Here is an 18,243-nt window from a genome sequence, read left to right as displayed (position 1 = left end):
CGACGGAGGCACGGTGAGCGGACGTCTGCACCTGGCGGTCGAACTCGGAGCGGCGGGGCGCCACGCCGGCGCGTGGCGGCTCGGCGGCGCCGACCCGGCCCGGTTGTTCACCGCCCCGTACCACCTGGACCTGGTGCGCACCGCGGCGCGCGGCGGCCTCGACCTCGTCGCGCTGCCCGACTCGCTGCAGCCGCCCGGCGCCGACCCGGCCGCGCTGCCTGGCACCCTCGACGCCGTCGCCGTCGCCGCGCGGGTCGCGCCCGCAGTCCCCGGCATCGGGGTCGTCCCGACGGTGACGGTCACCCACACCGAGCCGTTCCACCTGTCCAAGGCCGTGGCCACCCTGGACTTCGTGTCCACCGGGCGAGCCGGGTGGCAGCCCGAGGTGTCGCGCACCCAGGCCGAGGCCGACCTGTTCGGCCGTGCGCGCGCCGACCGCGACGCGGCCTCGCTGTGGCGGGAGGCCGGCGAGGTGATCGAGGTCGCCGCGCGGCTGTGGGACTCCTGGGAGGACGACGCCGAGATCCGCGACGCCGCCACCGGGCGTTTCGTCGACCGCGACCGGCTCCACCACATCGACTTCACCGGCGAGTTCTTCTCGGTGACCGGGCCGTCGATCACACCGCGCCCGCCGCAGGGGCAGCCGCTGACCGTGCTGCGCGGCGACGAGCCCGCCGCGCTGGCGACCGTCGGCCGCTACGCCGATGTCGTCCGGGTCGCGGCCGACACGGTCGCCGGTGCCGCCGAGGCCCGCGACCAGGTCCGGGCCGCCGTCGCCGGCGCCGGGCGCGACCCCGAGCAGGTCACCGTGCTGCTCGACGTCGAGACCCTGCTGGGCGACGACGCCCCCGCCCGGCTGCGTGAGCTCGACGCCCTCGCCCCGGCAGGCGCCGACACCGGTCCGGCCACGCTGCGCCACGTCGGCGACCCGGCCGAGCTCGCCGCCCTCCTGCGCGACGCCGCCGAGGAGCGCGCCGCGGACGGGTTCGTCCTGGTCCCGCTCGCGTTGCCGTCCGGGGTCGACGAGATCGTCGACGGCCTGCTCCCCGCGCTCGGTGACACCTGGGCACCCGCCCCCTACGACGGCACGTTGCGGGACCAGTTCGGGCTCGCCCGCCCGGTGAGCCGGTACGCCCGTACGGCGGGCTGACCGGCACGATCGCCGGGTGCGCGTCCTCACCGCGAGCGGCGCGCCGTCGACGACGCGGCGGCACTGCTCACCGCCGGGTACCGGGACCCGGAGCCGGGAGCACCCCCGGGGTGACGCACGATGGGATCATGACCGGTACGACGCAACCGCAGCAGACCAGGCCCGGACCGGGCTCCCGGGAGCGGCTGCGGCGCGCGCCGGTCGAGTCCGGTCTCGGGATGGTCCCCGACCCGTCGTCGACGCGGGAGCGTGCGGTGGTGCGCGCCCCGCTGCACGACGGCGTCCGTACCGCCGACGGCCGGATCCTCCCGGTGGTCCCGGCGCTCCTCGCGGACGCGGGCCTGGGCTACTTGGTGTTCTCCACCGCGCGCCTCGTCGCCGGCGCCCCCACCGTCGACCTGCGCCTGGACCTGGCCGGGATCCCCGCGGCGGACGCGCGGTGGCTGCGCGCCGAGCTGACCCTGCTGCACCTCGACGACGCCGTCGGTGTCGGCCGGGCCGAGATGCACGACGACACCGGGGTCGCCGTGGCGCACGTCGTCGCGACCTTCGCGCTGACCGGTGTCCCCGCGGGCCCCGGCGGGCTCGCGACCGCTCCCGCCCCGGGCCCCACCGCTCCCGACGCCACTGATCCCGACGCCACCGCGCCCGGCACCGACGTGCGGGCCGCCCTGCCGCCGTTCGACGCCTCCCGGCTGCGGCCGGAGAACCTCGAGCGCGACGCCGACGGCGACGTCGTGTTCACCCCCGGCCCGTCGACGACCAACCTCAACGGCACCACCCACGGCGCGGTCCTGTCCGGGCTCGCCGCCGCGGCCCAGTCCGCGCACCCCGGTGCCGGCGACGCCCGGCCGCTGTCGACGACGGTGGAGTTCCTGCGGCCGGTGCAGGTCACCGACCGGCTGCGGGCCCGCACCGTCGCGATCCGCGACGGCCGGCGCTTCCGCACCCTGAGTACGGAGCTGCTGCTGCCCGACGGGCGGACCGCGGTGCGCGCCGTCGGCACCGCGCTGCGTCGGTGATCGCCCGGACGGGTCATCGCTGTTAGCGTCGTCACCGTCCCCGGCTCGGAGGTGCGCACGTGTCGACCCCGCAGGTCCTCAGCCCACGACCCCACCGGATCGCCGTCATCGGATCCGGACCGTCCGGCCTGTACACGGCCGAGGCGCTGCTGGCGGGGGACCCGGCGGTGCACGTCGACGTGATCGACCGGCTGCCCGCGCCCTACGGTCTGGTCCGCTACGGCGTCGCCCCCGACCACGTGAAGATGAAGTCGGTCATCCGGGCGCTGGTGCGGACCTTCGACGACAGCGACCGCGTCCGGTTCCTCGGCAACGTGCACGTCGGTCCCGGCGGCATCCCGGGGGAGGCGCTGCGGGAGCACTACCACGCCGTCGTGCACGCCACCGGCAGCGCGGTCGACCGCGACCTCGGCGTCCCGGGGGAGGATCTCGCGGGCTCGGTCGGGTCCGGGGCGTTCGTGTCCTGGTACTGCGGGCACCCCGACGCGGTGGGCCCCGGCCCGCTGCTCGACCACCCCGGCGCGGTCGTGGTCGGCGCCGGGAACGTCGCCGTCGACGTGGCGCGGGTCCTGGCCCGCCCCGCCGAGGACCTCGCCGCCACCGACGCGCACGACGCGGTGCTCGACGCGCTGCGGGCGAGCGCGGTCACCGACGTGCACGTGCTGGTCCGGCGCGACCCGCTGCACGTGAAGTTCACCCCCGCCGAGCTGCGCGGTCTCGGGGGTCTCGACGACGTCGACGTCGTGGTGCACGACGACGGCCTGCTCGCCGCGGGCGTCGCCGAGCCGGAGGAACGGCGGATGCGCCAGAACATCGAGATGCTCACCGAATGGGCCGCCCGGTCCGAGACCGGCGCGCGCCGGCGCATCCACCTGCGGTTCCTGCGGTCGCCGGTCCGGCTCGTCGACGACGGCACCGGCCGGGTCGGCGCCGTCGTGGTCGAACGCAACGCCGTCGACGCCGACGGCCGGGTGCACGGCACGGGTGAGGTCGAGACCCTGGAGGCGGGCCTGGTCGTGCGGGCCATCGGCTATGCGGGCGAGCCCATCGAGGGGCTGCCGTTCGACCCGGCGACCGGCACCGTCCCGAACGAGGCCGGGCGGGTGCTGCTCGGTGGGGAGCCCGTGCGCGGCAGCTACGTGGCCGGGTGGATCAAGCGGGGCCCGACCGGGGTGATCGGCACCAACAAGGGCGACGGCGCGCAGACCGCGGAGTCGGTGCTGGCCGATCTGCCGGACCTGGCGACGCCGCCGCGGCCGGGTGGCGACGCCGTCGTCGAGCGGATGCGCTCCTACGGCGTCGACCCCGTGCTGTGGGAGGACTGGCTGCGCCTCGACGCCGCCGAGATCGCCCTGGGGGAGCGGCGCGGCGGCACCGAACGGGTCAAGATCGCGGACCGGGCCGAGATGCTCGACGCGGCCCGCAGCCGCAGCTCACGCCCGTAGCGGCCGCGGGCCTGTCGCCTCGGTACCGGCCGGTCCAGCTCAGTACGGCTCAGTACGGGTCGACGGCCAGGACACAGGGCATGGCGCCCATGCCGCGGGTGAAGTCGTCGGCTTCGTCGGGCGTCATCGACAGGGTGCAGGTGACCGAGCTGTAGGCGACGCCCTCACGGACGTCGACGCAGAACTCGCGCAGCGTGCGGCCACAGCTCTGCAGCGCCGAGGCGATCTGCATGACCCCGGCCATCCCGTCGCCGGTGACGACGGTGTGCCGGCGGGGCATCCGGGACGCGATGTCCGCGGCGCCACCGGTACCGGTGGGGAAGGAGAAGGTGGTGGTGGGGCGGTCGGCGGTGATGCTCATGATCGTGTGGCTCCGTGCGTTGCGCGAGAGAGAAGCGGGAACGCGAGCCAGGTCTCGAAGATCCTCACCGCGGTGTGCGGGAGGGAAGCGCCGGGATTGCGGCGCGGGCGCGTCGGCGGCCTGGATCAGCCGACGCGCAGTGCTACTACCGCGGGAATGAGTGCGGGCGGCGCTGCGGCCGGAGCAAGGGTGTGCTCGACGGTGCGCATGACGGTGACAGTAGCAACCGGATGCGGCCTGCGCCACAGGGGATGCCCCCACTAGCCTGACCGGTGTCCGCCACGCCCTGACCCGAGGGGGAGCCCCACCGTGATCACCGCGATCGTCCTGGTGCACACCGCCGCCGACCGGATCCCCGAGACCGCGCAGGCCATCGCGGACCTCGACGGCGTGTCGGAGGTCTACTCCTGTGCCGGCGACGTGGACCTGATCGCGATCGTCAAGGTGCGCGAGCACGAGCAGCTCGCCGACGTGATCGCCAGCCGGCTCAGCCGGATCGACGGCGTCGTCGGGACCGACACGCACATCGCGTTCCGGTCCTACTCCAAGGCCGACACCGACGCGGCCTTCGCCATCGGCCTCGACTGAGCCCCGTCCCGCCCCAACTGACCTGACTGCGCGAGCGGCCGGCCCGGCGGACGGCGCTGCCGGGCCGCTCGGGCGGCCGGCTCTGCTGAGGGCGGTGTCGGGCCGCTCGGGCGGCCGGCTCGGCGGACGGTGGTGCCGGTCCGCTCAGGCGGCCAGCTCGGTGGACAGTGCCGCCCAGCGGGTGAGCAGGTCGGACGCGGCGCCGGAGTCCACGGCCGCGGCGACGGCGTCGAGCGCGTCCCCGATCGCGGCCGTGAGGTCGGTGCCGATCCCGCGGTGCGCGGCGAGCGCGCCCGCGGCGTTGAGCAGCACCGCGTCGCGCACCGGGCCGCTCTTGCCGGCCACCAGGTCGCGGACCACGGCGGCGTTGACCTGCCGGGTACCGCCGCGCAGGTCCTCGGCGGTGGCCACGCCGACCCCGAGGTCGGCCGGGTCGAGCCGCTCCTCGCGGACGGTGCCGCCGTCACTGATCCAGACGGTGCTGAGCCCGGTGGTGGTCAGCTCGTCGAGCCCGTCGTCGCCGCGCACCACCAGCACCGACTTGCCGCGCCGGGCGAAGACCTCGGCCATCGTCGCGGCGTGCCGCGGGTCGGCGCAGCCGATCAGACCGGTCTCGGGCTGGGCCGGGTTGGACAGTGGCCCGAGCAGGTTCATCGCGGTCGGCACCCCGAGCTCGCGACGGACCCCGCCTGCGTAGCGCATGGCGGGGTGGAAGGACTGGGCGAAGCAGAACGCGATCCCCAGCTCCGCGGCACACCGTTCGACCGCGGCAGGGGTCAGCTCGATCGCGACACCCAGCTCCTCGAGCACGTCGGCCGTCCCGCACTGCGACGACGCCGCGCGCCCGCCGTGCTTGACGACCGGCGCACCCGCCGCCGCGACGACGATCGCCGCCATCGTGGAGATGTTCACCGTGTGCGCCTGGTCCCCGCCGGTGCCGACGACGTCGACCGAGCGGCCGGGCACGTGCACCCGCAGCGCATGGGCGAGCATCGCGTCGGCCATGCCCGAGATCTCCGCGGGCGTCTCGCCCTTCGCGCGCAGCGCGACGAGGAACCCGGCGAGCTGCGCCGGGGTCGCCTCCCCGGCGAACACCTGACCCATCGCCCAGGTCGCCTCGTCGGCGGTGACGTCCTCGCCGCGCATCAGGCGGCCGATCACGGAGGGCCAGGTGGGTGCGCTCACGGCGTGAGGTGTCCTCTGTCTCGCTACTGCTGCTGGGTCAGGGTGCCGGGCCGGTGGTCGCGCAGGACCTGGGCGACGACCTCGGCCGCCTCGATCGGGTCGAGCGGGTGCACCAGCACGGCGTCCGCCTCCGACCAGGTGGCGAGCCAGCGGTCGTCCCGGCGGCGGACGGTCAGCACGATCGGCGGGCAGTCGACGATCTCGTGACGCAGCTGCTTGGCCACGCCCATCCCGCCGGTCGGCTGGGCCTCGCCGTCGAGGACCAGCAGGTCGGCCTCACCCGCGTCGCAGGCCGCGAGGACCTCGGCGATGCCGGCCGCCTCCACCCAGCGCACCCGGCCCACGTCCGGCGCGGGCCGCCGCCCGACCGCCTCGATGATGCTCTCGCGGACCTCGGGACGGTGGCTGTAGACCAGCACCGTGCTGGTCCCCGTCCCCGACCCGGCCGCGCTGCCGATCTCTGCCGCTCGTCCGCTCACGCCGGCGATACTAGGGGAACCTCCCGACACCCCCGAACGTTGTCGTGTCGGCGATCCGGGCCGGGGCCGCGTGGCGGCCGCTCCGTCGTCCCGACCAGGCGATGAGTTCCCGATCATCGGGTCCGTTCGCCGATCGTGATGCGGTGAGGGGTATCCCGACAAGCCGTAGAAGTTCGGCTCGGGTCATAATGCCCGACGTGACGACAGCGGCACCCAACATCAGCGCGCGGATCCATTCGCTGAACCGCCCCAACCTGGTCAGCATCGGCACCATCGTCTGGCTCTCCAGCGAGCTGATGTTCTTCGCCGGGCTGTTCGCGATGTACTTCACCGCGCGGGCGCAGAACGACGGCCCCTGGCCGCCGCCGCCCACCGAGCTCGACGTCCCCTACGCACTGGTGGTCACCCTCGTCCTGGTGGCGTCCTCGTTCACCTGCCAGTTCGGCGTGTTCGCGGCCGAGCGCGGCGACGTGTTCGGGCTGCGTCGCTGGTACGCCCTGACGCTGGCGATGGGGACGTTCTTCGTGCTCGGCCAGGCGTTCGAGTACTACACCCTGGTCACCTCGCACGAGACGACGATCTCCTCGAGCGCCTACGGGTCGGTCTTCTACCTGGCGACCGGCTTCCACGGGCTGCACGTGGTCGGTGGCCTCGTCGCGTTCGTGTACCTGATCATCCGCACGAAGCTCAGCAAGTTCACGCCCGCCCAGGCCACCGCGGCGATCGTGGTGTCCTACTACTGGCACTTCGTCGACGTGGTGTGGATCGGGCTGTTCGCCACGATCTACTTCATCCGCTGACCGATCGCGCCGCCCGTCCCCTGACAGCACCCGCCACGACGTCGAGGTTGGAAGACCCCCAGCGATGACCGAGAACCAGAACCCACCACCGGTCGAACGGCCGGACGAGAAGGCCGGGGGCCGCACCCGTCCGCACGGCAAGGTGAAGCGCCGCATCGCCGGCGCCCTCGCCATCGGGCTGGGCCTGCTGTCCGTCGGTTTCCTCTACGCCGCCTTCGCGCCGCAGCCGCAGGTCGCCCAGGCCCAGCAGGACACCGCGCTGATCGCCAAGGGCGAGCAGCTCTACAACAACACCTGCATCACGTGCCACGGCGCGAACCTGCAGGGTGTCCAGGAGCGCGGCCCGAGCCTGATCGGCGTCGGCGACGCCGCGGTCTACTTCCAGGTGTCCTCGGGGCGTATGCCGATGGCGCGCCAGGAGGCCCAGGCCGCCCGCAAGCACCCGCTGCCGATCTTCGACCCGGAGACCCAGGAGGGTCGGGCGAACCTCGAGGCGCTGGGCGCGTTCGTGCAGGCCAACGGCGGCGGGCCGGTCACACCGGCCGCGACCGGCGAGGCCCTGCGCGGCGACGACCCGGGCCGTGGTGGCGTGCTGTACCGGCTGAACTGCGCCTCGTGCCACAACTTCACCGGCGTCGGCGGCGCGCTGTCGTCCGGCAAGTACGCTCCCGCGCTCGAGCCGGCCAGCGAGGAGCAGATCTACACCGCGATGCAGACCGGCCCGCAGAACATGCCGCGCTTCTCCGACCAGCAGCTCACGCCGCAGGAGAAGCAGGACATCATCGCGTACATCAAGTCGGTGAACCACGCCAACGACCCGGGCGGCTACTCGCTGCTGGGTCTCGGTCCGACGGCCGAGGGTATCTTCATCTTCGCCGTCGTGATGTCCGGTCTGGTCGGGTTCGCCATCTGGTTGGGGGCGAAGAGTTGAGCAGCGAAGTCAGCACCGGGTCGGACCGTCGCCCGACCAAGGAGGAGCTCGACGAGATGTCGCCCGAGCAGCTGGCCCGTCTGGCCGGCGAGCTCGACGAGGTCGAGGTCGTGCACAACACGCCGGCGTTCCCGATCCCGGGTACCCGCGCGGAGAAGCGCGCCGAGCGTTCGGTCGCGCTGTGGTTCATCATCTCGGCGATCTCCATGATCGCCTTCGTGGTCGCGTTCATCGCGTGGCCGTGGGAGTACGTCAACGTCGGCGAGCCCGGCCACGCGCTCTACAACCTCTACACCCCGGTCATCGGCTTCACCTTCGGGTTCGCGGTGCTCTCCATCGGCATCGCGGTCATCCAGATGGTGAAGAAGCTCTTCCCGGACGAGACCTCGGTCCAGCAGCGCCACGACGGCCCGTCCACCGACGTCGACCGCGCCACCTTCCTGGCCCAGGTCGCCGACGCGGGCAAGGGCACGACGATCGGCCGTCGCAAGCTGATCATCCGCAGCGCCGGGCTGGCGGCGGCCGTCGCCGGAATCGGCACCGGCGTCGTCGCGCTCGGCGGCATCATCCGGAACCCGTGGGCCGAGGGTGAGAACGCCCCGCTGTGGCACACCGGCTGGCGTCCGGAGAACGGCGAGACGGTCTACCTGCGCACCGACACCGGCATCCTGTCCGAGATCGCCCGTGTGCGACCCGAGGACATGGAGCCGGGCGCGATGATGACGGTCTTCCCGTACCGCGAGAGCGAGCGGGGCAACGAGGAGGAGCTGCTGCACGCGCAGCGCGCCTCGGACGCGCCGGTCATGCTCATCCGTCTCCGCCCCGGGACCGAGGTCACGAAGCGCCCCGGTCAGGAGAACTTCAACTACGGTGACTTCTACGCCTGGTCGAAGGTCTGCACCCACCTCGGATGCCCGACCTCGCTGTTCCAGGCGCAGGACAACCGCATTCTCTGCCCGTGCCACCAGTCGCAGTTCCTGGCCACCCAGGATGCCGAGCCCGTCTTCGGGCCGGCCGCCCGGCCGTTGCCTCAGCTGCCGATCACGGTGAACGAGGAGGGCTTCTTCGTCGCCCGCAGCGACTTCGTGGAGCCCGTCGGACCCGCGTTCTGGGAGAGGCCGAAGACGACATGAGTTCGATCACGACACCCACCACCTCCTCGGGGGGCCTCGCGGCCAAGGGCGGCGAAGCACTCGACCAGGCGGACCAGCGCTACCACGCGGCCGCAGGTCTGCGGAAGTAGTTCAACAAGGTCTTCCCGACCCACTGGTCGTTCATGCTGGGCGAGATCGCCCTGTACAGCTTCATCATCGTGCTGCTGTCGGGCACCTACCTGGCGCTGTTCTTCGACCCCTCCATGCAGGAGGTCGTCTACAACGGGCCGTACGACCCGCTGCGCGGCGTGCACATGTCGCGTGCCTACGAGTCCGCCCTGGAGATCTCCCTCGAGGTCCGCGGCGGGCTGTTCATGCGCCAGCTGCACCACTGGGCGGCGCTGCTGTTCGTCGCGGCGATGATCATCCACATGTTCCGGGTGTTCTTCACCGGAGCGTTCCGCAAGCCGCGCGAGGCCAACTGGACCATCGGGATCGTGCTGATCCTGCTGGGCACCTTCGCCGGCTTCACCGGCTACTCCCTGCCGGACGACCTGCTCTCCGGTGTGGGTCTGCGCATCGCCTCGGGCATCACGCTGACCGTGCCGATCATGGGCACCTGGGTGCACTGGGCGCTGTTCGGCGGCGAGTTCCCCGGGACCGAGATCATCCCGCGGCTCTATATCATCCACGTGCTGATCCTGCCCGGGATCATCCTCGCGCTGATCGCCGTGCACCTCGGGCTGGTGTGGTACCAGAAGCACACCCAGTTCCCCGGCCCCGGCCGGACCGAGAACAACGTCGTCGGCGTGCGGATCATGCCGCAGTTCGCGGCGAAGGGCGGCGCGTTCTTCTTCGTCGTCGCCGGTGTGCTGGCGCTGATCTCGGGGCTGTTCCAGATGAACCCCATCTGGCACCTCGGCCCGTACGACGCCTCGCACATCTCCGCCGGGTCGCAGCCGGACTTCTACATGCTGTGGTCCGAGGGCATGGGCCGGATCTTCCCGCCGTGGGAGTTCTACCTGTTCGGGACGTACACGATCCCGGCGGCGTTCATCCCCACCGCGGGCTTCCTGCCGGTGCTGTTCGTGCTCGCGGGTGCCTACCCGTCGATCGAGCGGCGCTTCACCGGCGACGACGCGATCCACAACCTGCTGCAGCGCCCGCGCGACGTGCCGGTCCGGACCGCGCTCGGCGCCATGGCGATCTCGTTCTACCTGTGGCTCGTGATGTGCGGGTTCAACGACTGGATCTCGTACTTCTTCCACATCTCGCTGAACGCGACGACGTGGGCCGGCCGCATCGGTCTGCTCGTCGTGCCGCCGATCGTGTACTGGGTGGCCTACCGCTGGTGCATCGGTCTGCAGCGGTCGGACCGCGCGGTGTTGGAGCACGGCATCGAGACGGGCATCATCAAGCGGCTCCCGCACGGCGAGTTCATCGAGGTGCACCAGCCGCTGGGCGGCGTCGACGCGCACGGCCACGCCATCCCGCTGGAGTACCAGGGCGCCTCGGTGCCCAAGCGGATGAACCAGCTGGGCTCGGCGGGTGAGCCGGTCTCCGGTTCGCTGCTCACGCCCGACCCGGTCGAGGAGTCCCGTGCGCTGGCCGCGGCCCGCCATGAGGCCCACGAGCGCGAGCTCGAGGAGTCCCGCCGGCGTCACGAGGCGCGGGCGGAGCTCGAGTCCGGGCACGGTGAGCTCGCGGGCCGCCCGGACGACGGTGGTCGTCCGCAGCAGCCGCGCGACTGAGCACGGCCCGGGCCCCGGCCCGGAAGCACTCCACGGCGGCCCCGCCGGAGACCCGGTCTCCGGCGGGGCCGCCGTCGTCCGTGCGAGCTCCCTACGACCTCCGTGTGGCCTCGGTGCGGCTTCGGTGCGGCTTCAGTGCGGCTTCGGTGCGGCCCGGCCCCCGTGCGGTCTCCGTGCGACCTCAGACCCCGGCCGGTTCGTCGGGGGAGCGGTCACCGGTGCGGTGCGAGGCCTCCCGGGCCCGCTCGGCCCAGGTGCGCCAGGCGCCCCCGCCCCACGCCGGCTCCGCCCACGGCGGGTCGCAGTACACCAGCCGGGTCCCGCCGCTGGTGAGCCAGCGGTGCAGGATCCGGACCTCCTCCGACGGGGCCCCGCGCAGCGGCCCGTCGCCCGGCAGGACAGTCTGCGCGCCGGCCCGCAGCGCCTCGACGACCGGCATCGGCCGCACCCCGCGCGGCGCGGTGCCCGCCGCGGCGAGCCGTCCGTGCCGCAGCACGGCGAGCTCCCAGCCGCCCCGGCCGTCGGGCCGGGCGCCGACCAGCTCGTCGATCCCCGCGAGCGCGGCCAGGGTGGTGCCCCGGTCGACCCCGGCGGCCAGCGTGGCCAGCCGGTCCCGGGCCCGTGCGGCGGCCTCGTAGCGCCCGCCCGCGGACCGGTCGTCGACCTCGGCGGCCAGCACCCGCAGCGGGCCGTCGTCCTTGCCCGCCACGAGGTGACCCCAGGCGTGCACGGCGGGCGCGTAGTCCTCGGCCGGCTGCAGACCGGCGCACGGCGCGGCGCAGCGGCCCAGCTCGTGCAGCGCGCACGGTGTCGCCGACGGGTTCCGGGCCGGGATGCGGATCGTGCACCGGCGCAGCGGCAGCGCGTCCAGCGCCGCGTCGAGCACGTCGGTCGCGGCCCGCTGCGACCCGAACGGGCCCAGAGCGCCCGCCCGCGGGGTGGCGACGACCGACAGCCGCGGGAACGCCTCCGCCGTCGGCACCACCCAGTAGGCCCGGCCGGGGTTGCGCGAGCGCCGGTTGTACGGCGGGCGGTGCGCGGCGATGAGGGCCAGCTCGCGCACCGAGGCCTCCAGGGCGTGCGCGCAGACCACCGTGTCGACCTTCTCGGCCCGGGCGAGCATGTCCCGGACCCGGCGGCGCTTCTCCCCGGCGGTGAAGTACGACCGCACCCGCCGGTGCAGGTCACCGCTGGTGCCGACGTAGAGCACCTGGCCGTCGCCGCCGCGGAACAGGTACACCCCGGGCGCGGAGGGCACGTCGTTCGCCAGGTGCCTGCGGCGGCGCTGGGCGGTGGTGGGCCGGTGCGGGGCCCGGTCCCGCACGAGCTGCAGCAGCTCCTCCAGGCTCTGCACGCCCAGGTTCCCGATCCGCTCCAGCAGGTGGTGCAGCACCTCGACGGTCGCCCTGGCGTCGGTCAGCGCCCGGTGGTCCGGGGTGGTGGCACACCCGAAGTGCCGGGCCAGGACCCCCAGCTTCACGCTGGGGCACTCGGCGTGCGGGAGCACGGCACGGGCGAGCCGGGCGGTGCACAGGACCGGGGGGCGGGGCCAGGGACGGTCGAGGCGCTCGCAGGCGGCCTTGAGGAACCCGGCGTCGAACGGGGCGTTGTGCGCCACCAGGACCGAGCCGCGGAGCATGTCCAGTACCGACGGCAGGACCGCCCCCAGCGGCGGTGCGCCGTGCAGCATCGCCGTGGTGATGCCGGTCAGGCGGGTGATGTCGGCGGGGATCCGCACGCCCGGATCGACCAGGGTGCCGAGCTCGGAGATCCGGCTGCCGCCGCGGACGGCGACGGCGCCGACCTCGGTGATCGCGTCGGTCCGGTGGCTGCCGCCGGTCGTCTCCAGGTCCACCACGCAGAAGGTGACGTCGCGCAGCGGCGTGCCCAGCTCGTCGAAGGTGAGCTGCGGGGAGCAGGAGGTCACGCCCGCACCGTAGCCGTCGGGTCCGACAGTATGTTCGAACGCCCGGCCGGGACCCGGGCGGGCGCGACACCGCCACCGATCGGGCACGCCCCGTACGGGGACGGCCGCGCCGACGGCGGTCCGGGGCGGGCGGGGATAACCTGGAGAGATGGCGCACGACGACACGGAGCGACCGGAGCCCACGCGCTCCGGGCCGCCGTCGTGCGCCGAGGACGGTACCCGTGACGGGGAGGGCCCCGGCGGACCGGCCGCGGGCGACTGGCCGGAGCTGCCCGCCCCGCTGCGGGCCCGGCTCGCGGAGATCGCGGGCACCGCGCTGGGCGGGTTGCCGCCCGGGGAGGTCCCCACCCCGCTGCGCCGCTTCGCCCGGTTCACCCCCGCCAAGCGGGCCCGCCTCGGCGGGCAGGTGCTGGTGGCCCGGCTCCAGCAGGACGCGGCGTTCCGGGCCGCGGTGGTGGCCTGGTGGGCCGAGAACCGGCCCGGTGAGCTGGAGCTCCCCGAGACCTCCACGCCACGGCCCACCGACGACCCGTCCCCGGACGGGACCGGCGCGCCCGCCGGCGACGCCGGAGCCGCGGAGGGGGCCGGGCCGCTGCCCGCGCCCGTCGACAAGCTCGATGCGGCCGCGGTCGCGCTGCTCACCGCCGACCCGCTCGCGGACCGGCGGGTCGCGGAGGTGGGACAGACCGCGGACCTGGCGAACCTGCGCGCCGAGCGCGACGAGGCACTGGCCAAGGTCGACAAGCTCACCGCCGAGCTCGAACGGGCTCGTGCGGAGCTGGTCGAGGAACGGGAGCGGGCCCGCATGCTCGTCGGTGAGCGGGAGACCGAGTACCTGCAGATGCGCCGGCGGGTCAGCGACCAGGGTGCCCGGCTGCGTGCCGCGCTCGACGCCCGCAGCGAGCTGGAGGCGGAGGTCGCGCGGCTGCGCGGCGGCGTCGACGAGGAGCTCGCCCGGGCCCGCGCCGAGACCGCCGCCGAGCGCGAGCGCGCCGACCGGGAACGCCGCAGGGCCGAGGCCGCGGCCGGTCAGGTCGCCGCCGCCCGCCAGGCCGCCCGCGAGGCCCGTCGCGGCGACGAGGTGCGCCTGGAGCTGCTGCTCGACACCGTCAGCGGCGCGATCTCGGGCCTGCGCCGCGAGCTCGACGTCGGCGCGGGCGGACCGCGGCCGGCGGACCTGGTCGCGGGCACGGGCGACCGCGCGGCGGGCGCACGCGCCGCGGCACCCGTAGACGGGCTGGCCGCGCTGGACGCGCTGCTGAGCGTGCCGTCGGTGCACCTCATCGTCGACGGCTACAACGTCAGCAAGACCGGCTACCCGGACCTGCCGCTGGCCGACCAGCGCTCCCGGCTGGTGGCCCAGCTCAGCGCCCTGGGCGCCCGCACCGGGGCCGAGATCACCGTCGTGTTCGACGGCGCCGCGGTGATCGCCGCGCCGGTGCGCGGCAGCCGCGGGGTACGGGTGCTGTTCAGCGACGCCGGGGTGATCGCCGACGACGTCGTCCGCGACCTCGTCGCCGCCGAACCGGCGGGCAGGCCGCTGCTGGTGGCGACCTCGGACCAGGAGCTCGTGCGCTCGGTGCGCCGCCGGGGCGCGCACACCGTGGCGTCCGCGGTGCTGCTGCGCCGCCTCGGCGGCTGACCGGTCACCCCACGTCACGGTGCCGGGTCCGGCGCCCGGCCGGCGGGACCACCGGCATCGGCAGCGTGGTGCGTGCCGGTGCGCCCCGCTCGACCAGGCGCAGGTGCGGGATGAGGCCGCCCTCGGCCAGCACCTGCAACGCCCGGCGCTCCGGCTCGGCGAACTCCACCGGGGCCCCGGCCGTGCCCACGCTCGTGTCCACCGAGCCGGCCGGCAGGTCGACGGGGAGATAGGGGATCGGTCGGTCGTCCTCCGGGACCTCCAGCAGCACCCCGATGACGCAGTCACCGCACGCGGCACCGCGGACCTCGCAGCGATCGCAGTCGACGATCATGGCTCCTCCTTCGTCGGACCCGAGGTGGTCGAGTACCGCGGACGCTAGGGGAGGGGTCCGACAGAATGGCCGCGCCGGAGAAATGCCGGGCCGGACCGTCACCGCGGGCGGCCGCGCTCGTTCACCTGAACAGCACGACATCCTCACCAGCTGTCCCGTCGGGCGACCGGCACCACTCCTGCGGAGCAGTGCCACGCCGGCGGGTGACCGCTCCGGTCACGCAGCGGTGAGGACGCGGAACTCGTCCGCTCCCCGGAGTGTCGGACGGCGGCCCGCATCCCCGACGCGCCGTGCGCGTGCGGAGCCGCCGCTCCGACCCCGCCGCCCGGCCCGCCGGTGACCACCGGGGGCCGCCGCCCCGTCGGGGACTAGCGTCGCCGACCGTGGCGCGCACGCTGCTGGTGACCAACGACTTCCCGCCCCGCCCCGGCGGCATCCAGTCCTACCTGTCCGACCTCGCCCGCGCGCTCCCGCCGGAGACCCTCGCCGTCCACGCCCCCGCCTGGCGCGGCGCCGCCGCCCACGACGCCGGGCTGCCGTTCCCCGTGCACCGGCACCGGTCGTCGCTGATGCTGCCGGTCCCCGAGGTCGCCCGGCGCGCCGCGGAGCTGGCCCGCGAGCACGACGCCCGGACCGTCTGGTTCGGCGCGGCCGCACCGCTGGGGCTGCTCGGCCCGTACCTGCGCCGCCACGCGGGGGTGGAGCGGGTCGTCGCCACCACGCACGGCCACGAGGTCGGCTGGTCGATGCTGCCCGGCGCGCGTCGGGCGCTGCGCCGGATCGGCCGGGACGCCGACGTCGTCACCACGGTCTCGCACTGGACCCGCGGCCGGCTCGCCGGTGCGCTCGGCCCGGACGCGGCCGTCGAGGTCCTGCCGCCGCCGGTGGACACCGTGCGCTTCGCGCCCGACCCGGCCGCCCGCGCCGCGGTCCGGGCCCGCTACCGGCTCGGGGACGCACCGGTGGTGTCGTGCGTGTCCCGGTTGGTGCCGCGCAAGGGCCAGGACGTGCTGGTCGCGGCGCTGCCGAGGATCCGCGCGCGGGTGCCGGGCGCCCGGCTGCTGCTCGTCGGCGGCGGGCCCTACCGGGACCGGCTGCGCGCACTGGCGGCCCGGGCCGGGGTCGCCGACGCCGTGGTGTCCACCGGCGGGGTGCCGGCCGCCGAGCTCGCCGCGCACCACGCCGCCGGGGACGTGTTCGCCCTGCCGTGCCGCACCCACCTGCGCGGGCTCGACGTCGAGGGGCTGGGGATCGCGCTGCTCGAGGCCGCGGCGTCGGGACTGCCCGTCGTCGCGGGGGACTCCGGCGGAGCACCGGAGACCGTCGAGGACGGCGTGACCGGCCACGTCGTGGCGGGACGGGACGTCGCCGCCGTCGCCGACCGGGTAGCGGACCTGCTCGCCGATCCCGCCCGCGCGACGGCGATGGGTCGCGCCGGGCGGGCCCGCGTCCGTCGGCTCTGGGGCGGACCGTCGTCGGCGGCGCGGCTGCACGGCTTCCTGACCGGCGACGAGGGGCCGCGCTGAGCGCGCGACCCGCCGTCGCCGGGAGGAGGGCGTCGGTGGAGGGTCAGCCCTTGTCGGCGGTGGTCCCCGCGTAGAGCGCCTCGATCTCGTCGGAGTAGGACTCCACGACGACCTTGCGCTTGACCTTCATCGTCGGCGTCAGCTCGCCGCCCGCCTCGCTGAAGTCGTGCGGCAGGATCGTGAACTTGCGGATCTGCTCGGCCCGCGAGACAGCCTGGTTGGCGTCCTCGACCGCGGCCGCGATCTCGCCGCGCAGCTCCGGATCGTCGACGAGGTCGGCGGCCGAGCTCCCGTCGCCGGCTGGCTTGCCGTTGCGTTCGCGCCAGCCCGGCAGGGCGTCCGGGTCGATCGTGACCAGCGCGGAGATGAACGGCTTCTGGTCACCGATCACGATGCACTGCCCGACCAACGGGTGCGCCCGCAGGCGGTCCTCGAGCACGGCCGGGGCGACGTTCTTGCCGCCCGCGGTGACGATGATCTCCTTCTTGCGGCCGGTGATCGTGAGGAAGCCGCCGTCGTCGAGCTCGCCGATGTCACCGGAGTGGAACCAGCCGTCGGACTCCAGGGCCTCGGCCGAGGCCTCCTCGTTGTCCCAGTAGCCGCGGAAGACGATGTCGCCGCGCAGCATGATCTCGCCGTCGGAGGCGATCCGGACCGCGCAGCCGGGCACCGGGCGTCCGACCGAGCCGACCCGCTGGGCGTCGAGGGTGTTCAGGGTGATGCCCGCGGTGGTCTCGGTCAGGCCGTAGCCCTCCAGGACCGGCAGGCCGATGCCGCGGAAGAAGTGGCCCAGCCGCGCACCCAGCGGCGCCGATCCCGACACCGCGGCCTTGACGTTCCCGCCGACGGCGGCGCGCAGCTTGCCGTAGACGAGCTTGTCGAACAGCGCGTGCCGGGCCTTGAGCAGCAGCCCCGGGCCGCCCGCGTCGAGCGCCTCGGAGTAGGCGATCGCGGTGTCGGCGGCGGCGTCGAAGATCTTCCCCTTGCCGTCGTTGTGCGCCTTGAGCCGGGCCCCGTTGTAGACCTTCTCGAACACCCGCGGCACGGCGAGCAGGAAGGTCGGCCGGAACTCCGCCAGGTCGGGCAGCAGGTTCTTGACGTCGGGGGTGTGCCCGACGACGGTGCGGGTGGCCAGGCAGCCGCACTGGATGGCCTTGCCGAACACGTGCGCGAGCGGCAGGAACAGCAGCACCGAGTCGCCCGGCTCGAACAGGTGCGGGATCGTCGCGGCGATCGTCCGGATCTCGGAGAGCATGTTGCGGTGGGTGAGCTCGCAGCCCTTGGGCCGGCCGGTCGTGCCCGAGGTGTAGATCAGGGTGCACAGGTCGTCCGCGCGCACCGCGCCCCGGCGCTCGTGGACCACGGCGTCCGGGGTGTCCGAGCCCAGGCCGCGCAGCTGCTCCACCGCCGAGGGGGCGTCCGGCGCCGACCCGGCGGGCTCGATCTGCCACACGGTGCGCAGCGACGGCAGGTCCCCGCGGACCTTCTCCAGCGCCGCGGCGTGGTCGGCGGTCTCGACGACGATCCCGACCGCGCCGGAGTTCGACACGATCCAGGAGATCTGGTCCGGCGAGGAGGTCTCGTAGATCGGGACGGTGACCCCGCCCGCGGCGAGGATCGCGTAGTCGAACAGGGTCCACTCGTAGCGGGTCCGCGACAGCAGCGCGACCCGGTCCCCGGCCTGCACACCAGCGGCGATCAGCCCGGCCGCGACCCGGGTGACCTGCTCGGCGAACTCGGCCGCGGTCACCTCCGACCAGGTCCCGTCCGTGGCCTTGCGGCGGTAGAGCACGTCCGACGGGTGCTGCGCGGCATTGTCGAACACGGCGTCCGAGAGCGATTCCTCGTCTCCCACTGACACCGCGGCGGGAACGCTGTACTCACGCACGGGGATCGACCTCCTGGCGGCCTCGACAGGCTGAGAACACGGTCGCCGCGACGGCTGCGGCGACACCTTCCGGCAGAACTTACCGGAGAGTAGGACCTGCGTACATCGAACCGGACATAC

General features: G+C 74.3%; 15 protein-coding genes and 1 pseudogene. 10 read left to right on the top strand and 6 right to left on the bottom strand.

The genetic code is table 11. The features are described 5' to 3' along the window. Window positions 1-13 precede the first annotated feature (13 nt). The 3 genes from KPL59_RS24175 (at window position 14) to KPL59_RS24165 (ending at window position 3,617) form a co-directional block, all read left to right on the top strand. Complete coding sequence (locus tag KPL59_RS24175; RefSeq protein WP_226362049.1) at window positions 14-1,150, top strand: LLM class flavin-dependent oxidoreductase; 1,137 nt, start codon at window positions 14-16, stop codon at window positions 1,148-1,150. Window positions 1,151-1,278: 128 nt separating this feature from the next. Then, entirely contained in the window at window positions 1,279-2,172 is an 894-nt protein-coding gene (locus KPL59_RS24170) for a PaaI family thioesterase (protein ID WP_226362048.1), read from the top strand. 59 nt (window positions 2,173-2,231) lie between these two features. Continuing rightward, a complete protein-coding gene (locus KPL59_RS24165; RefSeq protein ID WP_226362047.1) occupies window positions 2,232-3,617 on the top strand; it encodes an FAD-dependent oxidoreductase in 1,386 nt (461 codons plus the stop codon). 49 nt (window positions 3,618-3,666) lie between these two features. Here KPL59_RS24165 and KPL59_RS24160 read toward each other — a convergent pair whose 3' ends face one another. Further along, on the bottom strand, window positions 3,667-3,978 hold the full coding sequence (locus KPL59_RS24160; RefSeq protein ID WP_060711494.1) for a hypothetical protein: 312 nt from the start codon (window positions 3,976-3,978) through the stop codon (window positions 3,667-3,669). A gap of 309 nt (window positions 3,979-4,287) precedes the next feature. Here KPL59_RS24160 and KPL59_RS24155 point away from each other — a divergent pair, with 309 nt between their 5' ends. Next, on the top strand, window positions 4,288-4,566 hold the full coding sequence (locus tag KPL59_RS24155; protein ID WP_060711495.1) for an Lrp/AsnC family transcriptional regulator: 279 nt from the start codon (window positions 4,288-4,290) through the stop codon (window positions 4,564-4,566). A 144-nt stretch (window positions 4,567-4,710) separates the two neighbouring features. On the opposite strand, the gene trpD is transcribed toward KPL59_RS24155, so the two are convergent. Next, on the bottom strand, window positions 4,711-5,751 hold the full coding sequence (gene trpD / locus KPL59_RS24150) for an anthranilate phosphoribosyltransferase (protein WP_226352935.1): 1,041 nt from the start codon (window positions 5,749-5,751) through the stop codon (window positions 4,711-4,713). Between the two features lie 23 nt (window positions 5,752-5,774). Then, entirely contained in the window at window positions 5,775-6,170 is a 396-nt protein-coding gene (locus KPL59_RS24145) for a response regulator (RefSeq protein ID WP_020625131.1), read from the bottom strand. 248 nt (window positions 6,171-6,418) lie between these two features. On the opposite strand from KPL59_RS24145, the gene KPL59_RS24140 reads away from it, so the two are divergent. The 4 genes and pseudogenes from KPL59_RS24140 (at window position 6,419) to KPL59_RS24125 (ending at window position 10,806) form a co-directional block, all read left to right on the top strand. Next, window positions 6,419-7,030 carry a heme-copper oxidase subunit III gene (locus KPL59_RS24140; protein WP_020625132.1) on the top strand — a complete coding sequence of 204 codons (612 nt, stop codon included), beginning with the start codon at window positions 6,419-6,421 and terminating at the stop codon, window positions 7,028-7,030. 64 nt (window positions 7,031-7,094) lie between these two features. Beyond that, window positions 7,095-7,961 carry a c-type cytochrome gene (locus tag KPL59_RS24135; RefSeq protein WP_226362046.1) on the top strand — a complete coding sequence of 289 codons (867 nt, stop codon included), beginning with the start codon at window positions 7,095-7,097 and terminating at the stop codon, window positions 7,959-7,961. After that, window positions 7,958-9,094: a ubiquinol-cytochrome c reductase iron-sulfur subunit gene (locus tag KPL59_RS24130; protein WP_043279663.1), complete on the top strand. Its 1,137-nt coding sequence runs from the start codon at window positions 7,958-7,960 to the stop codon at window positions 9,092-9,094. The genes KPL59_RS24135 and KPL59_RS24130 overlap by 4 nt, the downstream gene beginning before the upstream one ends. After that, window positions 9,091-10,806, top strand: a pseudogene (locus KPL59_RS24125) (cytochrome bc complex cytochrome b subunit). The gene KPL59_RS24130 and the pseudogene KPL59_RS24125 overlap by 4 nt, the downstream one beginning before the upstream one ends. Window positions 10,807-10,987: 181 nt before the next feature. Here KPL59_RS24125 and KPL59_RS24120 read toward each other — a convergent pair. Beyond that, entirely contained in the window at window positions 10,988-12,733 is a 1,746-nt protein-coding gene (locus KPL59_RS24120; RefSeq protein WP_226362045.1) for a DEDD exonuclease domain-containing protein, read from the bottom strand. 148 nt (window positions 12,734-12,881) lie between these two features. Here KPL59_RS24120 and KPL59_RS24115 point away from each other — a divergent pair, with 148 nt between their 5' ends. Beyond that, entirely contained in the window at window positions 12,882-14,375 is a 1,494-nt protein-coding gene (locus KPL59_RS24115; protein WP_226362044.1) for an NYN domain-containing protein, read from the top strand. Between the two features lie 4 nt (window positions 14,376-14,379). On the opposite strand, the gene KPL59_RS24110 is transcribed toward KPL59_RS24115, so the two are convergent. Continuing rightward, on the bottom strand, window positions 14,380-14,709 hold the full coding sequence (locus KPL59_RS24110; RefSeq protein WP_226358951.1) for a hypothetical protein: 330 nt from the start codon (window positions 14,707-14,709) through the stop codon (window positions 14,380-14,382). A 383-nt stretch (window positions 14,710-15,092) separates the two neighbouring features. Here KPL59_RS24110 and KPL59_RS24105 point away from each other — a divergent pair, with 383 nt between their 5' ends. Beyond that, window positions 15,093-16,235 (top strand): glycosyltransferase family 4 protein, encoded by a 1,143-nt coding sequence (locus KPL59_RS24105; RefSeq protein ID WP_226362043.1) that lies wholly within the window; start codon window positions 15,093-15,095, stop codon window positions 16,233-16,235. A gap of 43 nt (window positions 16,236-16,278) precedes the next feature. Here the strand turns inward: KPL59_RS24105 and KPL59_RS24100 are convergent, their stop codons facing one another. Then, window positions 16,279-18,123: a long-chain fatty acid--CoA ligase gene (locus tag KPL59_RS24100; protein WP_075307252.1), complete on the bottom strand. Its 1,845-nt coding sequence runs from the start codon at window positions 18,121-18,123 to the stop codon at window positions 16,279-16,281. Between the last annotated feature and the right edge of the window lie 120 nt (window positions 18,124-18,243).

Origin of the sequence: Pseudonocardia sp. ICBG1142 (assembly GCF_020496255.1) — a bacterium.
Classification (GTDB): Bacteria; Actinomycetota; Actinomycetes; order Mycobacteriales; family Pseudonocardiaceae; genus Pseudonocardia.
The sequence above is the reverse complement of the archived record's forward strand: the minus strand, read 5'-3'. Positions and strand labels throughout refer to the sequence as shown.

Bases quoted from the DNA above. Each gene is read 5' to 3' on its own strand.
- KPL59_RS24170 (WP_226362048.1), top strand. From the start codon at position 1,279: ATGACCGGTACGACGCAACCGCAGCAGACCAGGCCCGGACCGGGCTCC.
- KPL59_RS24160 (WP_060711494.1), bottom strand. From the start codon at position 3,978: ATGAGCATCACCGCCGACCGCCCCACCACCACCTTCTCCTTCCCCACC.
- KPL59_RS24140 (WP_020625132.1), top strand. From the start codon at position 6,419: ATGCCCGACGTGACGACAGCGGCACCCAACATCAGCGCGCGGATCCAT.
- KPL59_RS24135 (WP_226362046.1), top strand. From the start codon at position 7,095: ATGACCGAGAACCAGAACCCACCACCGGTCGAACGGCCGGACGAGAAG.
- KPL59_RS24115 (WP_226362044.1), top strand. From the start codon at position 12,882: ATGGCGCACGACGACACGGAGCGACCGGAGCCCACGCGCTCCGGGCCG.
- KPL59_RS24110 (WP_226358951.1), bottom strand. From the start codon at position 14,709: ATGATCGTCGACTGCGATCGCTGCGAGGTCCGCGGTGCCGCGTGCGGT.